The organism is Chryseobacterium gregarium DSM 19109, assembly GCF_000430845.1.
In the GTDB taxonomy this organism is placed as follows: Bacteria; Bacteroidota; Bacteroidia; order Flavobacteriales; family Weeksellaceae; genus Chryseobacterium; species Chryseobacterium gregarium.
Genome location: NZ_AUMU01000002.1, coordinates 173991 through 190178 on the forward strand (window position 1 = coordinate 173991; position 16188 = coordinate 190178).

Genomic DNA, 16188 nt, shown 5'->3' on the forward strand with positions numbered 1-16188 from the left:
AATGATATTTAATATCCTGGATTTTGTTTAATTGCAGGATCTGTGTTGATTTGCCCTTGAGGAACCGGCATCAGCAAATAGTGATTATCGATTTGTGCTGTACTGTAACCGGGGTTATTGGTGAAATGATTTGTCATCACCGAAATAGCCTTACCTATTCTGATAAGATCAAACCAACGATGACCTTCTCCAACAAATTCAAGTCTTCTTTCTTTATCGATTTCATTCAAAAGAAGGTCTTTATTTGAAAAGTTTACAGCTGAAATTCCGGCTCTGGTCTTAATCTTATTTAAATAAATATTAGCATTGGCAAAATCATTCTGCTCAGCATACGATTCCGCCATCATCAGAAAAACATCTGCTAATCTCAGTACCACAAAGTTACTTCCGCCATCAGCGATCGTATTGGAGGTTTTTACTAATTTTTTACTGAATGGAATTCCGTTTGAAGTGAGACCGACATAGGCAGAACGTCTTGTGTCTCCCGTAGAATAAAGATTGTAAATCTCTTTCGTAGGAAGATTATGACCCTTCGCCCCTGAAACTGATCCTGACGGACTGAACATCTGAAATGCGGTACTTCCCTCCGAATTTCCGTTGAGCCCTGAAGCGAACTGTACATCAAAAATAATTTCCGCATTGTTTTCATTGGCAATGTCAAAAATCTTGGTCACATCAGTCAATAATTGATATCCTAAAGGTTCAACCTGATTGAGATAGGTTAATGATTCTGCATATTTTTTCTGTGTCAAAAGTACTTTTCCTAAAATTCCCAGTGCAGCGCCCTTGGTCGCTCTGCCTTTTTGTGTGGCTGTTGCGGGCAATAGGCTGACAGCCTCTTTCAAATCAGCTTCAACGGCAGCATATACTTCAGCAACAGGCGTTCTCGGCTGACCGAAATAATCATTCACATTGGTGGTTTCTTTTAAAACCAAAGGAACATCGCCGAAAATTCTCACTAAATTAAAATACATTAAAGCTCTCAGAAATTTCATTTCCCCGATTCTCGCCGATTTTAAAGCATCGGTCATATCCGGAATTTTATTTATTCTCGCCAGGATAATATTCGCCTGCTGAATTCCGATATAGTTGTCTTTCCATACACTTGCAATTAAGCTGTTGTTCGGTTGAATGGTAAAGAAGTCAAGTTCTCCATACGTAAAAGCATCATTGGCAGGAACTTCATCGTAGGTATTGTCAGAGGGTAATTCTCCCAATGCTGGCATGGCCAACTGATACTGTCCCGTATACTGAAGTGCTCCATAAACAGAAACCACACCCTGTTCAATTTCCGCTGAGTTATTGTAGAATTGAGATGAAACTTTCTGTGCTTCAGGATTCACATCCAAAAGATCTGATGAACATGAAGTAATGATGATAAGACTGACTATTGTAATGAATATTTTTTTCATGATTTAAAATTTTAGATTAAAGCCCATAGAATAAATTTTGGCTACCGGATAATAGGCCTGGTCAAAGCCCTGTGTAAGAACATTGTCAGAAGTTGCGTCTATGTTCATTCCTTTATACTTTGATAGCGTAACAATATTGTTTCCGACCAGATAGATCTGTGCGTTTTCTATACCGATATTTTTAAGCATTGATTGAGGGAGGTTGAATGCCAGACGAAGCGACCTCAATCTGACATAGTCGGCATTTTTGAAATAAAGATTAGATGTTCTAGCTTCTTTTCTGTTGTTTGAAAAGTTCATATTGGGCATTCCGAAAAAACCATCAGGATTGCTTACTGCATTGTACCTGTTGTCAAAATAATATTGTGATGCCATTCCGAAACCTTCACCGGATTCTAAAGTTGTTACGGCATCTGCATTATATATTTTCTTTCCAATTTCGCTGTACAAAGTGAAACTTAGTTCAAAAAGTCCGTACCTGAAATTATTATTAAACCCGATGATATATTTTGGAACTCCACTACCGAAACTTCTTTTATCATTCACATCAATTTTTCCGTCATTATTCAAATCTTCCATGATGTAGTCTCCCACCATTGTTCCGGTGATGTGAGCTGAATTATTAATCTCTGCCTGATTTTTGTAAATCCCTATAATGTTGTAGCCATACATTTCTCCGATAGAACCGCCCACTTTTGTGACAGAAAAATTGTTTTCCCCGGTGATGATCTGATTCTGACCATTCGCCAAAGCCAAAACTTCATTTTTATTGGTCGAAAAATTTAAACTTCCTGAATACGTAAAATGTTGTGCGATATTAAAAGTTTTTGATGCAATCTGTAATTCAAAACCTGAATTTTTGATCTTTCCGATATTCTGAAGAGAAGTACTGAAACCCGATTGCTGCGGAACGGGAACATCCAGTAGTAAACCGTCCCGGTTTAAAATATAATAATCTGCAGAAATATTTAAGACATTTTTAAATAATGAAAAATCAATCCCGAAGTTATTGGATTTTGATTTCTCCCAGGAAATATTCGGGTTTGGGGCCGTCGCCGTCGTATAACCTGGTGCTAAAGTATTTCCAAAAGTATAATTATCGGGATTCATCAGCGAAAGAGCACCGAAATTTGGGATCTGATTGTTTCCGTTGCTTCCTAAACTGTATCTTAGTTTTAAGTCGGTAATGATATTGTTTTCAGGGAAAAAGTTTTCATTACTTACTGTCCAACCGGCAGAAAATGCATAAAAATCTCCCCATTTAGAGTTTTTACCGAAACGTGATGAGCCGTCTCTACGGTAGGAAGCCATTAGATTATACTTATCGTCAAACGTATAATTGACTCTTGTGAAATAAGAAAGCAATCTCCATTTGTACTGCGTTAATGTATTTTTAAAAGCTGTTCCGCCTGCAATATTTCTGATACTGTTATCCGGAAAAGAAGTTGCTTCGGTTAAAAGCTGAGTGTTGTCTTCCTGCTGGAAAGACTGTCCTCCAATTGCATCGACTCTGTGAGAACCCCATTTTCTATCAAACGAAATTACGTTTTCTATCAAATAATTTTTCCTGATATATTCTGTTCTGTTGGCAAAAGTTACATCCGGTGCCGCAGCTCTGTAGGCTCCAACTGTAGAAGGATCAAAAAAGTTGTATTCGTAATTGGAATAATCTCCACCTACAGACAATCTGTATTTAAGACCTTTCAATAATTCCAATTCTGTAAAAATATTACCGAATGTTTTAAACAAAGTATATTTTCTGTTTGTCATTTCCTGCACCGCAACCGGGTTTTCTACCAAAGCTCCGTCTGTTGCAGTATTGCCTAAGATTTGTTGAGAAACAGCTAAACTTCCGTCATCATTATATACTTTGAAGAATGGATACATCGCTGTTGCCATTTGCAACGGATTATAGCTTCGGGAGTTTTCTGACGCATTGATTGTACCTGTTGCGTAAGAAGGAGTCATAGTTACGCCGACTTTCCAACGGTCTGTAAGATCAGTTGACAAATTGATGCTTGTTGAAAATTTTTCATAATCAGTTCCGACCACCAAACCTTTCTGATTAAAATAACTTGTCGTGAAGGCATATTTACTTTTATCGCTTCCTCCCGTAATATTCAGTGAAGTCTGACTTATGGGTGCAGGTTTCATAACGGTATTGAGCCAGTCGGTATCGGTCAGGCCCGGTTGTTTAGCTAAATAAGGTTTAAGATAATCAGGAATTAATTCTCTTAAAGAAGCTCCTTTGCTTATTCTTGTTGCATTGTCATCAAAAATACTTCTGTTACTGCCTTTAGACAGATAATTATTGTCTCTTGCTTCTTTCAGGAAAGTTGCCATATCATAAGCATTCACCAGCTTTACGTTATCACTCCGCATCTGCATTCCGTAGTAGGTATCAAAAGAGACGTTCATTTTTCCTTTCTTCCCCTGCTTGGTTTCGATGATGATGACTCCGTTTGCACCTCTCGAACCATAGATTGCGGCAGAAGCGGCATCTTTAAGAATGTCAATTTTAGCAATAGAATTAGGATCGATGGCATTTAAATTTGAGCCTTCCGTTAAAGGAAGTCCGTCTACAACGATCAAAGGATTTGAGCCCGCTGTTAAAGTTCCGATTCCTCTCACTCTAATGGATGGTGACCCTCCCGGATTGGCGTGGCCTGTGTAATCTGCACTCCTGTTGCTTTTCCTGCGATGATATCTCCAAAGTTACTGGAAGCAATACCTTTCATCTGTTTCTCATCGATTGAAGAAATAGAACCCGAATTGTTTTTCTTGCTCTGCTTTCCGTACCCTACCAAAACAACTTCATCGATTGTTTTTTCTCTAGATTTTGCAGTGTCTCTAACGAAATTGACAAAATCATCAGTTTGAACTGCATTGACTTTTTGCTGTTTGGCTATCGCTCTGGTATTGAGACGTACAGTCACTGTGTTTTGATCTACATTAAAATCAAGACCTACATTTTTCTTCAGATAATCTAAAGATTCTGATAAAGATTGATAATTAATCCGAGATTCATCAACCTCGATGTTTTTTAAATCTGAAACAGAATAAAAGAATTTGACTCCATGAGCTTTTGACAGTTTCTCAAAAACTTTGTTTAAAGGAGTTTTCCGCTGATTGACGGATTGTTGAAAACACTTGTTAGCAGTTGCATAGGAAAATTGTGATGCACACAAAAGCCCTAACAACATCATGCTAATTGTTGTTTTTTTCATAGCTTTGCTGAAATTAGTTGTTATTTGACTGATTTATATTCAATGCATCGGTAACCCCCATTACCGCTGCATTATTTTTTTAGAATAATATTATCCTGTGATTTTTTGTCAACATTGAGATTAAAAGGAAAACTGATGGTCTGAAGTACTTTTTCAAGATTTCCTGTGATATCCCCATCAATGATATTGTTTTTATATTCTTTCGGATATTCGATTGAAATATTATAGGTTTCTTCCAGTTTTGAAACGGCAGCATTGAATTTCATGTCATTGAAGTCAAACTTTCTTTCAACCTCGTGATCGTAAAAATGTTTTTCAATTCCGTTTTTGTCTGCGAACCATGTTTCTTTAGGCAAAAGAAATGTTGAATGGCCTCTGTAATCTACTTTTACTTTTCCTTCCTTCAGATAAACTTTATTGCTTTGTTTTTGATCTAAAGTAAACTGGGTTCCCAAAACCTGAACTTTAAATCCCTTGGCATCTACTATAAAGGGTAAATTTTTATTTTTAGCAACATTAAAAAATGCTTTTCCTGTAAAAGAAACAGTTCTGGTTTTTGATCCGAAATCTGTGGCGAGTGTCAATTTACTTTGAGGTTCTAAAATAATTTTACTCCCGTCTGATAAAACAAATTCTTTTTTTACCTCTGAAGTTTTAAAAACCAATTCTTTATGATTTGTAAAAGATTCTTCATTTTCAATAAAATACAAACCCATGATTGTGAATAGCGGTAAAAGCACCGCAGCAACTGCTAAGAATTTTCTGGTATTCTTTTTGAATTGTATTTTTCTTTCAAGTCCCTTCCAAATTCTTTCGTCTGATGTATCTTTTATCTTACGGTTTTCCTTTGTTACCGATTTCCACTGATTTTCGAAATCCATATTGTATTTTGATCTTTATTAGTGAATACGCTGAAAGGATAAAATCGTCAACCCCTATTTTTCTCATTTAACGATTTGTTCATGTTGGTTGATATTGAGTTAATATAATTTTTTATTAAGTACAATTATAGGACATGGAAATTTTGAAATTATTTCTCTTGTTTTGATAAGTACAATAGATTTTACAGATGTAGAATAGAAGGAATTATTTGAATCAGAAACTATTATTTCTCAACTTTTAAGCCATCTAAATATGCCGGGATTTAGCAGGGAAGTACATTTGGCTTAATCTGGAAAAGAATGCAGGAAATTTTACTTAGGAAATTAACATTGAATCAGAAAATGAAAAATTATTAGCACAATATTTTCGACATTTAGTAAAATCATATAATTAATGTCAAATTACAACAGCATTCCCTCAGAGTAGCGGGTTGTAACAATCAAATTTAATTTTCCAATTAACTTAAAAGAACAAATTCAAATTCGTCCGCAAAAATTTCAAAACCTTGTTGACGTGCTTTTCAACAGCGGTTTTAGAAATATCGTTTTCCTGAGCAATGGTAAATAGGCTGAGATTCTGGATTTTATTTTTGATGAAAAACTCCCGGCTTTTTTCGGGAACCTGCTCCAGAAGGGTTTCAATTTTTTGTAACTGATCTTCCTGAAGGAGTTTTTTTTCAAGATCAGAGTTTTCTTCAGCACTCACTTGTTGAGAATCTTCCAAAGGAACATAGATCATTTTCTTTTTACGGTAAAAATTGGAGATTTCCTGTTTTGCGGATTTAAATATAATAGCTTCGGTTTGAGATTGGGAATCGGTTTCAGAACAGTATTTCCATAAATGCATAAAGATATCCTGAACCAGCTCTTCAATATCTTCTTCGTCAGAAATATATTTAGCTACAAAAAAATACACTCTATGTTTATACTCTGAATATATTCTTTTAAAACTGTCCATTACTATTTTCCACTTTTAAAGAGTTGAAAACTCAATATGCAAAACTACTTTAAAGCAAATGATTAAATATTAATAATACATTAACTTTCATAAAGGACTATACGTAATAGAAAATGGAAGACCATCCTGAAAAAATCAAATCAATGAATTGAATTATAGGTGATTCTCTTTATATAAAATTTTAACGATAATTGACAATAAAGCCCGCCTGATCTCTCAATTTATTCCTCTATTACTGATCTTTTAGATTGTAGAAATAAATTAAAGACTTGCCAGAGTACAGATAAATATCTGATGTCAGTACCAATACTTAATTATTGTTGATTTTCAGATTTTTTATTTTTTAAAGAAGTAAAATAAAAATAAGCAAATAACTGCCTGATAGAAATCCCCGAGCGAAAGTGAGTGGATTTTTTTGTAATCAAAAATAGTAATATATTTGGCCTTTACTATGGAAAATCCAATTTTAGAAGAACTAAGGAAAATAGCGATTAATTTCAAGATAGAACCTGCCGGAACTGTAGGGCATTCTGCTTCCGTAAGTGATGTGATCAGGGTTTTCTCAGGCATTCAGGAATCGTTCAGGAGCTTTATAAAAATTGAAATAAAGAAATCCGCTGAATTCAAAAGTGAGATTGCCAAAAATAAAAATCTGATTAATCAGATTATGGCCGAAATGGATCTTCTGATTGTCGACACGAAATTCAGTTACCAGTCCTCCATAGTACCGGATATATCCCAGGATTTAAGCCTGTTTAAAAATGATACTTTATCATGGAAATCCCGGGCATTTCAGGAGTACAAAGATAAAATCATCTATTCTGACATCAATGATATCAACAACCTGTACGCACTCAGTAAAAGATATACGATCAAGGAAAGGGATTTGATATTCACCCCTTTATTTAATGCTTCAGGAAACGGAAAAGATTATAAAGTAAGGGTCTGGGAGCAGGACCGCGAGAAAATAAATCTTATAAAGCCTAAAAAACTGTACGAGACCTATTTTAAGCCCAACAGGTTAAAACCTGTAAATAAAACGGAAAGAATTTCGCACGTTATACAAAAACCCAATAAGGAAAAGAATTAGAAAATTGTTTAATTCATTTGACAGACAACATCATTTGATATTTGTGTTGACTTACATACATTTAGAGACCGGCGGGCTTTTAGCCCGCCGGTCTCTAAATGTATTCTTGGAACTATTTCTTGAACATGATTTCATCAAGTTTGTTCTGGTTCAGATAAATCTGTTGAAATTCAATCGACATATGCTGATACAGAAGTTTCCAGTTTTGGATTTTGGTAAGTTTCTTAAAACTTTCAAAAGAACGGATGAAAAGATTTTCGATCATTGTTCTTACGTAAGAATTACTTTTTCTGTAAATCCAGTCCATTAACTTGATGTGGTGTGCAATAATGTTTATTTTAGATTCGTGCAATAATCTTTTCAGGTAGTTGACGATGGCCTGTATTACACCTGCAAAATTTTCCTGTACAGACAATTGGTCAATTTCATTTCGGATCGGCGAATAGAAAAATTTTAAATACTCAACAGCTATTGTTTGATTAATAGTTTGCATCGGTACATTCATCACATTAATATTTTTCAGATGTCTGCTTTATATCCAAAACTGTACCAATTTACAGGCATGCGGCAAAAATAAAAACTCCGGTTATAACGGCAATATGGGTAGCCCATATCTTGATTTGCTCCGTGGAATTGGACTGTTCCCATTGTTTCCAGTCATATTCCCTTCTGATTTTCTTTCTCATAAAATTAAAATATGTAATAAAGCGGTTTAAGAATGTAATGAACTTATATATTGTGGCTGTAGATCTGTTTTGTATATACCTTCTGTAAATCCTTTGAAAGATGGCTGAAGATCATATTCCGGTATTCTTTACTGCAGAAAGCGGTACAGTTGTCAAGTGAATAAATAAAAGAATTCTCGATGGCATTTTTCAGCAGTGCATCACCGGTTTTATAGAGGTCCCCCATCTTTTTAAGACATTTGAACAGACGGCTTCTGTCATTCTGCCGGATCATGCTTTTCATTTTGTCCGTAAAAAGTTCAATGACCTGATAAGAATTCTGTATTCTTGTTTCTTTGAATTCATCCCGGATTTCAGGGATTACATTTGTTATTTCCCGGGTGGCCTGTAAATAATCCATAATAATAGTATTGGGTTTTTAAAGTTTAACTATTTAATAAAGATAATCATAATCAAAAATGCAGGAAATAATGATCTTAAGGTATTGTTCATTTTGTAACTTTACTTCTCTAATTTCTCAGCATCAATGCCGTTTAATATCCTGATTGCATTGTGATTATATGATGTACTGATAATCATAATGCCAAATTGTATGCCTCATGCCTGGTTTTTATTTTAATGCTCTCATAATCAGTTATGTATTTGGGGTGAATGATAGATTCCCGGAAAAAGATCATTTCAAAATGATATGGTTTTTATCAGAATGAAATTGTGGTGATTGTCTGATTTTAATTAATATCTTTGCACTCCAAAATATTCAGGACCATGTTTTCAAAAATCGTAGTACACAGAGTAGGAAATAAAATCAACGGAGAATCTCTGATGCTTTCTCAGGAAGAATTGCAATTGGAAGAAGGGATGGCGGAGCTGCTGGAAAACTATTTTTTAGGATCTTTTAAATCTGAGGAAACTTTTCATTTTTACAGTGACTCTTATCTGGTGAATAATCCGGTATTCAGTTCCGTATCTGAAATTTTTGAAGACAAGGCCAAATTCCTTTGGGAATCTGAAAATATCGCAAAGCATCTTTTTGAAACGGCTGAAAATCCCAGGGTTCAGGGCGGAGAACTGTTTATTGCTTATTTTGAGGACGAAAGGGAAGGAACCGAAAGGGTTGATAAAATCGGGATCTTTAAAACGGAAAAGAGAGAATCTTTTTTAAAAATTTCTCCCCAGGAAGATAATTTTGATATTGAAAAAGACCAGGGAATCGGTTTGTCCAAAATCGATAAGGCGGCTTTGATATATAATAATGACAAAGAAACCGGATATGTGCTTTCCGTGGTTGACAACAACAAAAACGGAGATATGTATTATTGGTTTGAAGATTTTCTGAAGGTAAAACAGCGTGACGACGATTATTTTCATACCCAGGAAGCCCTGATGGTGTATAAAGATTACATCACCAAACAATTGCCGCAGGAATTTGAGGTATCCAAGGCAGACCAGGCAGATTTTTTAAACAAATCCATTAATTTCTTTAAAGAGAAGGAAGAGTTTAAGCTGGACAATTTTGCCAGTGAGGTATTGGGAGACGAGCATGTGATCGAAAGCTTTGTTAATTTCAAAACAGATTACGAACAGGATATGCAGATCAGTATTGCCGAAGAATTTCCTATCAGCGAAGCAGCGGTGAAAAAAACACAGCGTCATTTTAAAAGCATCATTAAGCTGGATAAAAATTTCCATATCTATATCCATGGCGACCGGCAGAAACTGGCCCAGGGAGAAGATGAAAAAGGAAAATATTATATGCTGTATTTCGATAAGGAAGTTTAATTTGAGTAAGCCTGTTTCATGGATAATGCTGATGGACAGGTTTAAAGTTATCCTTTTTTATAAAAATAAATACACCGTCTATTATATTTAAACTGTGTTGTTTATGTGGTATGTGTTTGCTGGCAAAAAATACCATTCCTTTAAAAAAAATCTTATATTTGATTGATCAAAGTATTATATGAATTTTGTAGAGTGTCATGAAGAGCCCATCCATATTCCGGGTTACATACAAAGTTTTGGTTATCTGATTGGCATCGATGCAGAGTCTCATTCCATTACTTTTTTTAGCAAGAATATAAAGGATATTTTTAGTATCGAAAACCCTGAGCAGCTTTTCGACAGGAAATTAACTGATTTTCCAGGTATTTTTGAAAGTATCATAGAATCTGATATTTATACCTCACTTCCTGATTTTACAAAAAGAGACAACGAAACTTACTTCGATAAAATTTTTATTGATGGTAAAGAATATCATCTGTCCGCTTTCAGGAGCAAGGGCAACATTTTTCTGGAGTTTGAAAAGGTTTCAGTCAATCCGAATAAAAGGATTACCAATAAATACGATAATTTCTATATCATTGATGATGACCAGGAAATCTGGAACCAGCTTCTGCATACACTGGCAAGAATTGTTAATTATGACCGCATGATGGTGTATAAATTCATGATGGATGGATCCGGAAAAGTAGTGGCGGAAAAAACCAATGACCATCTGGAAAGCTATCTTGGGCTTCATTATCCCGAATCCGATATCCCGATCCAGGCACGCGAACTGTACATGAAAAAGAGGAAAAGGATTTTCAGCAATGTACATTCTGAAACCATCCCTATTTTAAGTAAAATACCGCGCGAAATAGATCTCACCTACGTGGCTTCACGGGGGATGTCACCGATCCACGGGCAGTATATTAAAAATTCAGGTGCTTCATCAAGTTTCAGTATCTCAATCATTATCGATGACCATCTTTGGGGATTGGTCACCTGCCAGAATTCTGAACCTAAGCATATTGACCTTGAAGACAGGGTACAAGCCGGTATTTTCACAGCTCTGGCTTCCAATGCCTATTCATCTTTCAAATCTAAAAATGAACTGAACTACCGGTTGGAGCTTAATGAAAGGGCATTAAGATTAAAGGCGGAATTTTTAAAACATAACAGCCTGTTAAATTCTTTGATTGACAATAAGTCTGAGATTGAAAAATTTCTTGAGGCCGACGGTTTAGCGATTGTGGCGGAAGAAAAAATCGTTACTGAAGGAAGTACGCCTGATGTACAGACGATAGAGACTATCGTTCAGTGGGCACACGAAAATACGGATGACACTATTTACCTGAGCAGAAGCTTTCTGAAAGATCATGGTAAAGAATTGGGGCTGGATGAAAAGTCGGCAGGAGTGGTCATTTATTTTATGGAAAGGAGCAAGAACAATGTTTTGATCTGGTTTCGGAAAGAATTTGACGAGCACATCAACTGGGCCGGAAATCCGGAGAAAAAGGTTGACGTTGTTTACCAGGACGGAGAAGAAAAGAAGATTGTTTCGCCACGAACCTCTTTTCAGCTGTTCACCGAAAATATTAAAGGAAGTTCAAAAAGGTGGGATTCCAGAAATATCGTGGCCCTGCAGTCGGTACGCGACCTGATTTTGGAAACGTCACACAAAAATTACAATACGATCAAAAGGCTCAATGATGAGCTTAAAAAAGTAAATGAGGAGCTGGACAGTTTTTCCTATACCATTTCCCATGATCTGGGAACGCCTTTAACGGTGATGAAACTTAATGCCCAGATGCTTTTAAAGACCCTTACCGATACTTCGGAAAAGAGCAGGAATAAGATCAATTCCATTATTGAAGAAATCGACAGCATGGCTGAAATGATGAATGATGTTTTACAGTTAAGCCGGGCCAAACACAGCGAAATCCAGTTGGAAGAACTGGAAACACAGCGTACCATTGAAAAGATTTCCGAGAATGCGAAGATTACCTTTGACAGCCAGCAGACTGAAGTCATCATTAAAGACTGTCCGCGGGTTCTTGCCGATAAAACCATGCTCCATCAGGCATTTTTGAATATCATTAATAACGCGATTAAGTACTCTTCCCAACAGGAAAATCCTAAAGTAGAAATTGAAGGGACTGAAGAAGCCGACAAAGTTATCTACAGGATTTCGGATAACGGAATCGGGATTCCGGAAGAAAATAAACACAAGATGTTTAAAATCTTTAACAGGATGGATAATGCCAGAAAGTTCAAAGGGAACGGAGTAGGGCTGTCTATCGTGCATAGGATCATGAAAAGAATTGGCGGAGAGGTAAGCTATGAAAGCAATAAAGAGGGTACTTCCTTTATTTTGACATTTAAAAAGCCTTACCTTTGAGGAATATTTTAAATTCTTATGGTATCTGAATATCTAAAACAACACACGGCAGAATATCATGATGCTGCCGAAAAACTTTTTAACTCAGAAAAAATTTTCAGCAAGACATTTACGTTAGAAGATTATAAAAAGATCATCGGCACCAATTATCTGATGCTTCTTCATGCCGAATCTAAAATTTTTAACAGCCTATCGGGCAATTTTTCTGAAAAACTTCAGTTGGATAACAGGAAAAAGCTTCCTTTGATTGAAAAAGATCTGGCCAGCCTGGCTCTGAAGCAACAGCTTGTTTCTGAAGAACTTGAATTCTATAATGAACATGAGGCTCTGGGGGCCATGTATGTTATTGAAGGTTCTACTTTAGGAGGGAATGTGATTGCGAAGCAGCTTTCTAAAACTGAGGGCTTTGATCAGATAACGTTCAATTTTTTCGGATGTTACCAGGAAAATACAGGCCCGATGTGGAAGAATTTCAAAGAAGTCCTGGACAGGGAAGTGACATCGGAAAATTATGATGAAGTTCTGGCAGGTGCTAAAAAATTATATACGTTCCTGTTAAGCGTGAACTGATCATTTAAAGCTTTATTTCAAACCCTGATATCATCTTTAGATCTGCCTCAATGATTACAGGCGGCCTTTGTCAATGAAAATTTCTCATAATGGCATAGGCCTGAAAATATGAGATTTCTATCGGTCTGTAAGTTTGAATATGTCGGTTTTAAATAAATATAAATAAGTTATAATTAAAATTCCTGAAAAATTGCCCAATTTTTCAGGAATTGTTAAATTTGGACGTTTCCAATTTTGGATTAGAAGTCATTCAGCATGAAACCGCAAGGTTCCGTGATGACCTATTAATAAAACAATAAAAAGTATACATTATGAAAGTAACCGTTGTAGGTGCAGGCGCTGTAGGCGCAAGCTGTGCAGAATACATCGCTATGAAAAACTTCTCTTCGGAAGTGGTTTTAGTAGACATTAAAGAAGGTTTTGCAGAAGGTAAAGCCATGGATCTGATGCAGACGGCATCATTGAACGGGTTCGATACCAAAATTACCGGAACAACAGGAGATTACAGTAAAACGGCAGGTTCGCATGTAGCCGTGATCACTTCAGGGATTCCGAGAAAACCGGGAATGACCAGAGAAGAATTGATCGGGATCAATGCCGGTATTGTAAAGGAGGTGACTGAAAACCTGGTAAAACATTCTCCGGAAGTCATCATCATTGTGGTTTCCAACCCGATGGATACCATGGCTTACCTGGTACACAAAACTTCAGGTCTTCCCAAGCATAAAATCATCGGAATGGGTGGTGCATTGGATTCTGCAAGATTCAAATACAGGCTGGCTGAAGCATTGGAAGCTCCGATTTCTGATGTTGACGGGATGGTAATTGCTGCTCACAGTGACACCGGAATGCTTCCTTTATTGACCAAAGCGACAAGAAACGGGGTTCCTGTCACTGAATTCCTGGATGAAAAAAAGCAAAAGTATGTCATTGAAGAAACAAAAGTAGGAGGGGCAACGCTGACCAAATTATTAGGCACTTCAGCCTGGTATGCACCAGGCGCAGCAGTTTCTGTAATGGTTCAGGCCATTGCTTGCGACCAGAAGAAAATGATTCCTTGTTCTTTAATGCTGGAAGGTGAATACGGACAAAACGATATCTGTCTGGGTGTTCCTGCCATCATCGGGAAAAATGGAGTGGAACAAATCGTAAATATTACCCTTACGGCTGACGAACAGCTGAAATTTGCTGAAGCGGCTCATGCTGTGAGAGAAGTGAATGGGGATTTAAAGTTTTAATTAATCCGACTTTATATAACAGAACCGCGCCCGGAGGGCGCGGTTCTGTTGTGTTTTTGAAAACTTTTCAATAGTGAATTTGGGACTATGCTTATTTCTTAGAAAAATCAATATTATTATTTGTATATAGTAAATTCCAATTATATTCTTTGAAGTTTAATATTGTACCATTAGCATTATATTCTGTTTGATTATAATAATTGTAATTATTTTCAGATAGAGATCTGAGAAAAATTTCATCAAAAATCATTAATTTCTTTGTTGGATTTGATTTATTATCATAATTTTTAAAAATTTCTAAAATTCGTGATTTGGAACTGAAATTAATTTCGTACGTTGTTGTAACAGGGTTCCATATAGTTGGACTTCTGGTTACTATGCTATCTACATTTCCATTTTGATTGTAATAAATATCACTTTGGTAAGCTATAGCATTATTTTTTTTAAAGACTCTTTTAGAAAGTTTATTTTGATTGTTGTATATATATTGAATAGTATCATTTTCATAGAGATTATAAACAATCTTCTTTGATATTTTACCATTTTCAAATTCGAAATATTTTTTATTTTCAGGAACTGTATAGCCTTGGCTTGAATTAAGTTTTGAGACAATGGTCGCATTATTATTTCCATAGGTTACTTCATTATAAACACTATTTGAAAAAGCATAATTAAATCCTGATTGCGGAGAGGCTACTAAAAGACCCCCAATTCTTTTTATAGGTCTATTATTTAGATCGTATTCTATTGTAACAGTATCATAACCACCTGGTATGGCAGCCTGAGGATAATGCATATAAAAAAATCTGTAGCTCTCAATATTTTTTTCTAAAATTTCATTTACCTCGGTAATATCTTCATTGCTGCTACAACTATATGATAAGAGTGAACATATACTTAAAAGTAAATACGATTTTATTGTCATGGTTTAATCAGAATAATATTTATAAAAATTTAGTTTACAAAAGTAATGAATTAAAACAATTATAGATAAGTGAGGTAAAAACTTTACACATCAAAATTTTACATCTTCAGTTCTGAAGGTGAAATCCCGAATTCTTTTTTAAATACATAAGAAAAATGAGAAAGGTCTTCAAAACCGAGGTCAAGATAGATATCGGTCGGTTTTTTGTTTTCTTTTTCCAAAAGGAAGTAGGCTTCCTGAAGGCGTCTGTTCATCAGCCATTTTCCGGGAGTGGTATTGAAAATTGCTTTAAATTCTCTTTTAAAAGTCGATAAACTTCGTCCTGTCATAAAGGCAAAACGTTCTAAGCTGATATTGAATTTAAAATGATGATTCATAAATAATTCCAGATCCATTTTATGCGGAACAGTGAAGTTGAAAAAAATATCTTTCAGATCAGGATTGTTCTTTAATAAAATCAGCAATAATTCTTCACGTTTGATATCCACAAAAGTGTCATCCAGCTGTTCCGTTCCGTTGTAATAAGGCTCCAGAGACTGTATGTAATTTCTGATCAGTTTATCTTCATTGATAAATAGGAAAGAATCATCATGATCGGTCGGTTCAGCCTGGTAGGAATGGCGCTCAAGAAATTTCTTTAAAAACGGTTCATCAAAGGCAATGATCACTTTTTCAAAATTTCCATCTTCCCTGTATTTTGTATACCGGACGAGATGATTTTTCCTTGCAATACAGTAATCCCCCGGTTTCATGGTATAATGCCTGTGGCCGTCATATGACACCATCGATCCTTTTAACAAGAGCAAAAAGAAGTGTTCCGGAATAAACTGTTCTGGTGAAATTTCGGGCCCTAAATGACAGGATTGTATATTGTTGAATTTCATGTTATTATTTTTCTTTTTTTGCACAAAAGGAATAAAAAGTCCGGATCTGGAAATCTCTGTAAAATCTTAACTTAATCCTGAAATCACCAAAAACCGGCTTTATAATTTCATCAAGCCATTTTTACTGGATTTGTACGAATTTACAATTATTTCTTCGTTTC

At 35.7% G+C, this 16188-nt stretch carries 15 protein-coding genes; 5 read left to right on the top strand and 10 right to left on the bottom strand.

Features of this window, described 5'->3' with window-relative positions; translation table 11 throughout:
* Positions 1-8: 8 nt before the first annotated feature.
* From H561_RS0103525 to H561_RS0103540, 5 genes are all read right to left on the bottom strand, one after another.
* A complete protein-coding gene (locus H561_RS0103525) occupies positions 9-1412 on the bottom strand; it encodes a RagB/SusD family nutrient uptake outer membrane protein (protein WP_027385761.1) in 1404 nt (467 codons plus the stop codon).
* Between the two features lie 3 nt (positions 1413-1415).
* Positions 1416-4043 carry a SusC/RagA family TonB-linked outer membrane protein gene (locus tag H561_RS21975; RefSeq protein ID WP_051349292.1) on the bottom strand — a complete coding sequence of 876 codons (2628 nt, stop codon included), beginning with the start codon at positions 4041-4043 and terminating at the stop codon, positions 1416-1418.
* Positions 4040-4639, bottom strand: coding sequence for a DUF4974 domain-containing protein (locus H561_RS23195; protein WP_051349293.1), 600 nt, complete (start codon positions 4637-4639; stop codon positions 4040-4042). Before H561_RS23195 ends, H561_RS21975 begins: the two co-directional genes overlap by 4 nt.
* 71 nt (positions 4640-4710) lie before the next feature.
* Positions 4711-5520 (bottom strand): FecR family protein, encoded by an 810-nt coding sequence (locus H561_RS0103535; protein WP_027385762.1) that lies wholly within the window; start codon positions 5518-5520, stop codon positions 4711-4713.
* A 463-nt stretch (positions 5521-5983) separates the two neighbouring features.
* On the bottom strand, positions 5984-6478 hold the full coding sequence (locus H561_RS0103540; protein ID WP_027385763.1) for an RNA polymerase sigma factor: 495 nt from the start codon (positions 6476-6478) through the stop codon (positions 5984-5986).
* A gap of 451 nt (positions 6479-6929) precedes the next feature.
* Between H561_RS0103540 and H561_RS0103545 the strand changes: the two genes are divergently transcribed.
* Entirely contained in the window at positions 6930-7568 is a 639-nt protein-coding gene (locus tag H561_RS0103545) for a hypothetical protein (protein WP_027385764.1), read from the top strand.
* A gap of 112 nt (positions 7569-7680) precedes the next feature.
* Here the strand turns inward: H561_RS0103545 and H561_RS0103550 are convergent, their stop codons facing one another.
* The 3 genes from H561_RS0103550 to H561_RS0103560 are packed head-to-tail and all read right to left on the bottom strand — an operon-like array spanning position 7681 to position 8654.
* Entirely contained in the window at positions 7681-8073 is a 393-nt protein-coding gene (locus tag H561_RS0103550) for a DUF7674 family protein (protein ID WP_228372215.1), read from the bottom strand.
* A 49-nt stretch (positions 8074-8122) separates the two neighbouring features.
* Positions 8123-8254 (bottom strand): hypothetical protein, encoded by a 132-nt coding sequence (locus tag H561_RS24365; protein WP_262486232.1) that lies wholly within the window; start codon positions 8252-8254, stop codon positions 8123-8125.
* Between the two features lie 43 nt (positions 8255-8297).
* Complete coding sequence (locus H561_RS0103560; RefSeq protein ID WP_027385766.1) at positions 8298-8654, bottom strand: DUF7674 family protein; 357 nt, start codon at positions 8652-8654, stop codon at positions 8298-8300.
* 365 nt (positions 8655-9019) lie between these two features.
* On the opposite strand from H561_RS0103560, the gene H561_RS0103565 reads away from it, so the two are divergent.
* The 4 genes from H561_RS0103565 (at position 9020) to H561_RS0103580 (ending at position 14218) form a co-directional block, all read left to right on the top strand.
* Entirely contained in the window at positions 9020-10033 is a 1014-nt protein-coding gene (locus H561_RS0103565; RefSeq protein WP_027385767.1) for a nucleoid-associated protein, read from the top strand.
* A 178-nt stretch (positions 10034-10211) separates the two neighbouring features.
* Positions 10212-12410 (top strand): ATP-binding protein, encoded by a 2199-nt coding sequence (locus tag H561_RS0103570; protein ID WP_027385768.1) that lies wholly within the window; start codon positions 10212-10214, stop codon positions 12408-12410.
* Between the two features lie 18 nt (positions 12411-12428).
* The gene (locus tag H561_RS0103575) at positions 12429-12980 is read left to right on the top strand and encodes a biliverdin-producing heme oxygenase (RefSeq protein ID WP_027385769.1); all 552 of its coding nucleotides are present in this window, start codon (positions 12429-12431) and stop codon (positions 12978-12980) included.
* Between the two features lie 311 nt (positions 12981-13291).
* Positions 13292-14218, top strand: a complete 927-nt coding sequence (locus tag H561_RS0103580; RefSeq protein ID WP_027385770.1) for a malate dehydrogenase — start codon at positions 13292-13294, stop codon at positions 14216-14218.
* 91 nt (positions 14219-14309) lie between these two features.
* Here H561_RS0103580 and H561_RS0103585 read toward each other — a convergent pair whose 3' ends face one another.
* Together H561_RS0103585 and H561_RS0103590 are read right to left on the bottom strand one after the other, a co-directional pair.
* Positions 14310-15143, bottom strand: a complete 834-nt coding sequence (locus tag H561_RS0103585; protein WP_027385771.1) for a hypothetical protein — start codon at positions 15141-15143, stop codon at positions 14310-14312.
* A 98-nt stretch (positions 15144-15241) separates the two neighbouring features.
* The gene (locus tag H561_RS0103590) at positions 15242-16027 is read right to left on the bottom strand and encodes a helix-turn-helix transcriptional regulator (protein WP_027385772.1); all 786 of its coding nucleotides are present in this window, start codon (positions 16025-16027) and stop codon (positions 15242-15244) included.
* Positions 16028-16188 lie beyond the last annotated feature (161 nt).

Bases quoted from the DNA above. Each gene is read 5' to 3' on its own strand.
- H561_RS0103525 (WP_027385761.1), bottom strand. From the start codon at position 1,412: ATGAAAAAAATATTCATTACAATAGTCAGTCTTATCATCATTACTTCA.
- H561_RS23195 (WP_051349293.1), bottom strand. From the start codon at position 4,639: ATGAAAAAAACAACAATTAGCATGATGTTGTTAGGGCTTTTGTGTGCA.
- H561_RS0103535 (WP_027385762.1), bottom strand. From the start codon at position 5,520: ATGGATTTCGAAAATCAGTGGAAATCGGTAACAAAGGAAAACCGTAAG.
- H561_RS0103540 (WP_027385763.1), bottom strand. From the start codon at position 6,478: ATGGACAGTTTTAAAAGAATATATTCAGAGTATAAACATAGAGTGTAT.
- H561_RS0103545 (WP_027385764.1), top strand. From the start codon at position 6,930: ATGGAAAATCCAATTTTAGAAGAACTAAGGAAAATAGCGATTAATTTC.
- H561_RS0103550 (WP_228372215.1), bottom strand. From the start codon at position 8,073: ATGAATGTACCGATGCAAACTATTAATCAAACAATAGCTGTTGAGTAT.
- H561_RS24365 (WP_262486232.1), bottom strand. From the start codon at position 8,254: ATGAGAAAGAAAATCAGAAGGGAATATGACTGGAAACAATGGGAACAG.
- H561_RS0103560 (WP_027385766.1), bottom strand. From the start codon at position 8,654: ATGGATTATTTACAGGCCACCCGGGAAATAACAAATGTAATCCCTGAA.
- H561_RS0103565 (WP_027385767.1), top strand. From the start codon at position 9,020: ATGTTTTCAAAAATCGTAGTACACAGAGTAGGAAATAAAATCAACGGA.
- H561_RS0103570 (WP_027385768.1), top strand. From the start codon at position 10,212: ATGAATTTTGTAGAGTGTCATGAAGAGCCCATCCATATTCCGGGTTAC.
- H561_RS0103575 (WP_027385769.1), top strand. From the start codon at position 12,429: ATGGTATCTGAATATCTAAAACAACACACGGCAGAATATCATGATGCT.
- H561_RS0103580 (WP_027385770.1), top strand. From the start codon at position 13,292: ATGAAAGTAACCGTTGTAGGTGCAGGCGCTGTAGGCGCAAGCTGTGCA.
- H561_RS0103585 (WP_027385771.1), bottom strand. From the start codon at position 15,143: ATGACAATAAAATCGTATTTACTTTTAAGTATATGTTCACTCTTATCA.
- H561_RS0103590 (WP_027385772.1), bottom strand. From the start codon at position 16,027: ATGAAATTCAACAATATACAATCCTGTCATTTAGGGCCCGAAATTTCA.